The organism is Roseateles sp. P5_E11 (assembly GCF_054049355.1).
Genome location: NZ_JBFUMO010000612.1, coordinates 1 through 3349, shown reverse-complemented (window position 1 = coordinate 3349; position 3349 = coordinate 1). Strand labels below are relative to the sequence as shown.

Below are 3349 nucleotides of genomic sequence, written 5' to 3'. Positions count from 1 at the left end.
GCACGCCGGCGGTGGCGATGAGCTGGCTCAAGACGGGGTGCAGGCCCAGCGACACGGCGACGCGCAGCAGGCCGGCATTCAGCGCGCAGCCCAGGGCCACCATGGCGATGAAGCGCAACTGCTGGGGGCGATTGCGCGCAGCGCTGCCCTGGGCGGCGAAGGTCAGGCGTGCATTGGCCCAGTAATTGAACGTCGCGCTGACCAGGAAACCCACGGTGGATGCCGGCACCAGCGGCAGCCAGCCCGCCAGCACGAGGCCGGCCGTCAGCACGTACTGCAGGCCCGTGGCGAGCACGCCGACGGACAGAAAAGAGAACAGCTGAGCGATCAAGATGGCCGGCGCTTTGGGAGCAGGGCGGTGGAGGGCGCCGAAGTATCGGCGTTGCCGGCAGGCCGCAGCCCCCGTTGCCCGCGGGTCAAGCATCCCCCGGACAGGGGGATAACCCGTGCCTGACATCACACCAGGGACAGCGAACGCCCGGCGCGGTCACCAAGCTCGGTAAGAATCCGCCTTTCCCCGTGCCTTGCCGTTTCGGCAGGCGCGGCTTTACCCAATGATTGGCTGAACCAGGTCCAACCCATGTGCGGCATCACCGGTCTGTTCGATACCCGCGGCCAGCGCCTCCCCGAGCGCGAGCGTCTGCACCGGATGAACGAGTCCCAGCATCACCGCGGGCCGGATGAGGGCGACCTGCACATCGAGCCCGGCGTCGGCTTCGGCCACCGGCGCCTGTCGGTCATCGACATCGCGACCGGCCAGCAGCCCATCTTCAACGACGACAAGACGGTGGCCCTGGTCTTCAACGGCGAGGTCTACAACTACCTGGAGTTGATGGACGAGCTGCGCGGCCACGGCTATGTGTTCCGTACCAAGAGCGACTCCGAAGCCATCGTGCGCGCCTGGGAGCACTGGGGCGAGGACTGCGTGCACCACCTGCGCGGCATGTTCGCCTTCATGATCCACGACCGAAAGCGCGACTGCCTCTTCATGGCCCGCGACCGCCTGGGCGTGAAGCCGCTGCACTACGCAATGACCGAGGACGGCTGGCTGCTGTTCGGCTCCGAGCTGAAGAGCCTGATGGCCCACGGCGGCCTGCGCCAGGAGATCGACCCGCGCGCCGTCGAGGCCTATTTCGCGCTGGGCTATGTGCCCGACCCCTGGACCATCTACCGCCACGCGCAGAAGCTCGCCCCCGGCCACCGCCTGCTCGTCAAGCGCGGCCAGCCCATCGGCACGCCGCAGCGCTACTGGGACGTCAAGTTCACGCTCGACGCCAAGATCGGTGAGGAAGAGGCCGCCGAGGAACTGCGTCGCCGCCTGTCCGAGTCGGTCAAGCTGCGCCTGAAGGCCGAGGTGCCGCTGGGCGCCTTCCTGTCCGGTGGCGTGGACTCCAGCGCCGTCGTCGCGGCGATGGCCGGGCTGGACGACCAGCCGGTCAACACCTGCTCCATCGGCTTCGACGATCCCAAGTTCAACGAGACCGAGTTCGCGCAGCAGGTGGCGGACCGCTACCGCACCAACCATCGCGTCGAGGTCGTCAGCAGCGACGACTTCGGCCTCGTCGACCTGCTGGCCCATCTCTACGACGAGCCCTATGCCGACTCGTCGGCCATTCCCACTTACCGTGTCTGCGAGTTGGCGCGCAAGCATGTGACGGTGGCGCTGTCCGGCGACGGCGGCGACGAGAGCCTGGGCGGCTACCGCCGCTACAAGATGCACATGATGGAAGAGCGCATGCGCAGCGCCTTCCCGCTGGCCCTGCGCAAGGGCGTGTTCGGCCCGCTGGCCAAGCTCTACCCCAAGGCCGACTGGGCGCCGCGCGTCTTCCGCGCCAAGACCACCTTCCAGGCCATCGCCCGCAACTCGGTCGACGCCTACTTCAACACCATGGGCCTGGTGCGCGACCCGCTGCGCCAGGAGCTGTTCAGCGACGCCTTCAAGCGCGACCTGCAGGGCTGGCATGCCAGCGAGGTCTTCCACCATCACGCCCAGCGCGCCAACACCGACGACCCGCTGGCGCTGATCCAGTACCTGGACATCCACACCTATCTGCCGGGCGACATCAACACCAAGGTCGACCGCGCCAGCATGGCCCACAGCCTGGAAGTGCGCGAGCCGCTGATGGATCACCAACTCGTCGAGTGGGTGGCGACGCTGCCCTCAGACCTGAAGCTGCGCGGTCAGGAGGGCAAGTACATCTTCAAGAAGGCGCTGGAGCCCATGCTGCCGAACGATGTGCTCTACCGGCCCAAGATGGGCTTCGCCGTGCCGCTGGCGCGCTGGCTGCGTGGCCCGCTGCGCGAGCAGACCCGCCAGGCGCTGCAACAGGGCGCGCTGGCCCAGACGGGCTGGTTCAACCCGACCGTCATCGGCCGCCTGCTGGACCAGCATGAGCGCGGCGTGATGGACCATGCCCAGCCGCTGTGGGTGCTGCTGATGTTCGACGCCTTCCTGCGCAATGCAGGCCTGGGCGCCGCAACCGCGCGCGCCGCGGCCTGAACGATTTCAAGAGATAAAGGGACGACATGAAGGTTTCGGTTTTCGGTCTCGGCTACGTCGGCGCGGTCTCCTGCGCCTGCCTGCCCGAACTCGGCCACGAAGTGGTGGGCGTGGACATCAACCCGCTCAAGGTCGAGCTGATCGCTTCCGGGCAGTCGCCGGTCGTCGAGGAAGGCATCGAGGAGCTGATTGGCGCCGCCGTGAAGGCCGGCAAGTTGACGGCCACGCGCGATGTGGCCGCCGCGGTGCGCGACACCGAGATCTCGCTGATCTCGGTGGCCACGCCCTCACTGCCTAACTACATGCCCGACCTGACCGCGCTGGACGCCGTCGTCGGCCAGATCGGCGCCGAGATCGCCAAGAAGGATGGCCAGCACACACTGGTGATCCGCAGCACGGTCGCCCCGGGCACCACGCGCGCCCGCATCGCGCCGCTGCTGGAGAAGGCCGCCGGCCGCAAGATCGGTGATCGGCTGTCGCTGGTCTTCAACCCCGAGTTTCTGCGCGAAGGCTCGTCGGTCTCCGACTTCCACAACCCGCCGCAGACCATCGTCGGCAGCCTGGATGACGCTGGCGTGGAGGTCATGAAGCGCCTGTATGCCGGCGTGCCGGGCAACTTCGTCGCGGCCGACGTGGGCGTGGCCGAGTCGGTCAAATACCTGTGCAACGTCTTCCACGCGCTGAAGATCGTCTTCGCCAACGAAGCCGGCGCCGTGCTGAAGGAAACCGGCCTGGACTCGCGCGACGTGCTCGAGCTCTTCTGCCGCGACACCCAGCTCAACATCTCCAAGGCCTATCTGCGCCCTGGCTTTGCCTTCGGCGGCTCCTGCCTGCCCAAGGAGGTCAAGG

The 3349-nt window shown here is 67.6% G+C and carries 3 protein-coding genes; 2 read left to right on the top strand and 1 reads right to left on the bottom strand.

The features are described from left to right. Positions 1–331, bottom strand: a 331-nt coding sequence (locus ACXJKR_RS27875; protein WP_457325590.1) for a GtrA family protein, incomplete at its 3' end; no start/stop codon positions are given. A gap of 249 nt (positions 332–580) precedes the next feature. Here ACXJKR_RS27875 and ACXJKR_RS27870 point away from each other — a divergent pair. Together ACXJKR_RS27870 and ACXJKR_RS27865 are read left to right on the top strand one after the other, a co-directional pair. After that, positions 581–2500, top strand: coding sequence for an XrtA/PEP-CTERM system amidotransferase (locus tag ACXJKR_RS27870; RefSeq protein ID WP_457325589.1), 1920 nt, complete (start codon positions 581–583; stop codon positions 2498–2500). Positions 2501–2526: 26 nt separating this feature from the next. Beyond that, a partial coding sequence (locus tag ACXJKR_RS27865; RefSeq protein WP_457325587.1) for a nucleotide sugar dehydrogenase occupies positions 2527–3349 on the top strand: 823 nt, incomplete at its 3' end.

Excerpts from the sequence above, each read along its gene's own strand:
- ACXJKR_RS27870 (WP_457325589.1), top strand. The coding sequence starts at position 581 with ATGTGCGGCATCACCGGTCTGTTCGATACCCGCGGCCAGCGCCTCCCC.